Annotated in this window: 3 protein-coding genes; all 3 read right to left on the bottom strand. The window is 72.1% G+C overall.

What is annotated here, in order from left to right:
* Positions 1 to 265 (bottom strand): P-loop NTPase family protein (locus tag G6016_RS11485; RefSeq protein WP_182632784.1); only part of this gene is annotated, 265 nt, incomplete at its 3' end.
* A 91-nt stretch (positions 266 to 356) separates the two neighbouring features.
* Positions 357 to 1,655: an MFS transporter gene (locus G6016_RS11490; RefSeq protein WP_182632785.1), complete on the bottom strand. Its 1,299-nt coding sequence runs from the start codon at positions 1,653 to 1,655 to the stop codon at positions 357 to 359.
* Positions 1,655 to 2,269 (bottom strand): TIGR02569 family protein (locus G6016_RS11495; RefSeq protein ID WP_182632786.1); only part of this gene is annotated, 615 nt, incomplete at its 5' end. The genes G6016_RS11490 and G6016_RS11495, both read right to left, overlap by 1 nt.

The raw sequence follows: 2,269 nt of genomic DNA on the forward strand, positions 1-2,269 counted from the left end.
CCTCGAGCAGTGCGGCTCCCGCGCGCGCGGATCCGGTGAGCACGAGCACCCCGTCCAGCCCCACCCCGCCCAGGACGGCGGCACGCAGCACGTCGACGATCAGCGAGGTCTTGCCGCTTCCCGGCCCCCCGCGGACGACCCACCGTTCCTGCCGACCGCGCGGCGCCGCCCAGTCCCGGTCCACGAGCCCGGCCAGTTCATCAGGCCACGCGCGCGCCGGCTCACCGGGATGCGCGTCGGGGATGGTGGATGCGGCTTCTGTCACGGCTCGATGAGACCACACGACTCCGACATCCCCTCGTCTGCGCCCGCCCTGCGGCGCCCGTGGGTGGCACTACCAGCGGGTCCGGCGCGGGTCAGCGCAGGGTGTCCTCAAGCATGATCGGCCGGCACGCGGTGCGGGCGACGACGGTCATCACGCCCAACACGACCGTGAGGAACGCGAGCCCCGCGCCGAGGCCGGGTCCGTTGAGGAGCATGCCGAACACGATCGGTCCGAGGCTGGCCGCGGTGTACCCGACGCCCTGCGAGAAGCCGGACAGGGCGGCGGAGCCGGCCTGGGTGCGGGTGCGGAGGTTGATGAGGGTCAGGCACAGCGGGAAGGTGCTGGGTCCCACGCCGAGCAGGCAGATCCACACCCAGGGCGCGAGGTCGGGCGCCCAGAGCAGCCCGGCGAAGCCGGCCAGGTAGGACAAGACCGAGACGACGACGACAACGTACGGATCATCAACGCGCCCGGATACCCAGGGCACGACCAGAGCGGCGATGAGACCGATCGCCGAGTACACGGCGAGCGCGAGACCTCCCTCGGCGCGCGTCATCCCGATGGATTCGGCCACCGCGGGAAGCCAGGTGAAGAAGGCGTATGTCCCGAGGGAGTTGGTTCCGAAGAACAGCGCCAGGGCCACTCCGACGGGTGAGCGCCACGGGCGGATGCGCTGCTGTGCCGTAGCCACGGCTGTTCCCGAGCCAGGGTCCGCACCCGAGCCGGACCCGGCGCTTGCGCCGTCACCGGAGTCGGTGGGCGCGCCGGTCGGGGTGCCGGGGCGCAGGAGCTCGAAGATCCACGGGATGGCGGCGACCACGGCCAGGACCGCCCACCACCCGATCGAGACCCGCCACCCTGCGGACTCCTCGACGGGGACGGCCACCAGCGCCGGAACGACCGTGCCGAGTTGGAGGCCCGTGATGTAGGCCATGCTCACCACCGCGACGTGGCGGGGGAAGTACTTCTTGACCAGTGGCGGGGCCACCACGTTGCCGATGCCCATGCCGGTCAGCGCGATGATCGAGCCGGCGCCCATCACCCATGGATCGTGCGCGACGGCCCGCAGCAGCTGCCCGATCGCGGCGGCGGCCATCGCCACCACGGTCAGCATCTCCAGTCCCATCCGTCGCAGCACGACCGGCGTGAGCACGCCCCACACCGCGAACATCGCGGTGGGGATCATGCCGAGCAGTCCCATGCCGGCGGCGCCGAGGCCGATCTCGGCATCGATCACCCCGAGCAGCGGGCTCAGTGACGTGACGGCGGTGCGGAGGTTGAGCGAAACCAAGATGACCCCGATCAGGGCCACGACGGGCACGGCGACCGCACCGGAGCGACTGCGCGCTCCCGGGTTCCGCCGCCCCTTGGTTCGGGAGCGGGGCGGCATCAGTCGGTGTCACCCGTGGCGTTGCCCACGAACTCGCCGACCTGGCGGGCCATCGACTGCAGTCCGTCCATGGCTGCCGGACGCGAGCCCGGATGCAGCGCGTGGACTGCCAACCGGAACACGGAGGCCCGCAGCACCATCTGCGGCCACTCCTGAAGGTGCCGCCAGCGCAGCAGCACGCCCTCGTCGACGGTCCCCCACGACAGGTGGTCCACGGCGACGAGCGCGGCCGACCACGAGGCCGGACGGATGTACGGCACGACATCGCTCAGGGCGGGCTCGGTCGTGGAGTCGAACAGCAGTCCGCGCGCGAGGTCACCGTGCACCAGTCCGGGGGTGGCCATCTCGACGGGGCGACGGTGCCGGATGAGTCCCTTGGCGCCGAGCAGTGCCGCCGCCCGGTGGGTGGCGAACGGTGTTCCGCGGTCCTCCATGCCGGGGGCGAGGTCGCGTTCCGGGTCGCCATCCCAGGCCGCAGCTTCGGCGAAGCCGAACAGGTCGGTCTCGGACCACGGCCGCACCGACGGGCGGCGCACCACGCGGGGCCGCTCGAGATCGTGGAGGGCGGCGTTGATCCGGAGGGACCAGGCGATGGTCTCATCAGCCCTGGCCTC

This window comes from Dietzia aerolata (assembly GCF_014144865.1).
GTDB lineage: Bacteria > Actinomycetota > Actinomycetes > Mycobacteriales > Mycobacteriaceae > Dietzia > Dietzia aerolata.

Excerpts from the sequence above, each read along its gene's own strand:
- G6016_RS11490 (WP_182632785.1), bottom strand. The coding sequence starts at position 1,655 with ATGCCGCCCCGCTCCCGAACCAAGGGGCGGCGGAACCCGGGAGCGCGC.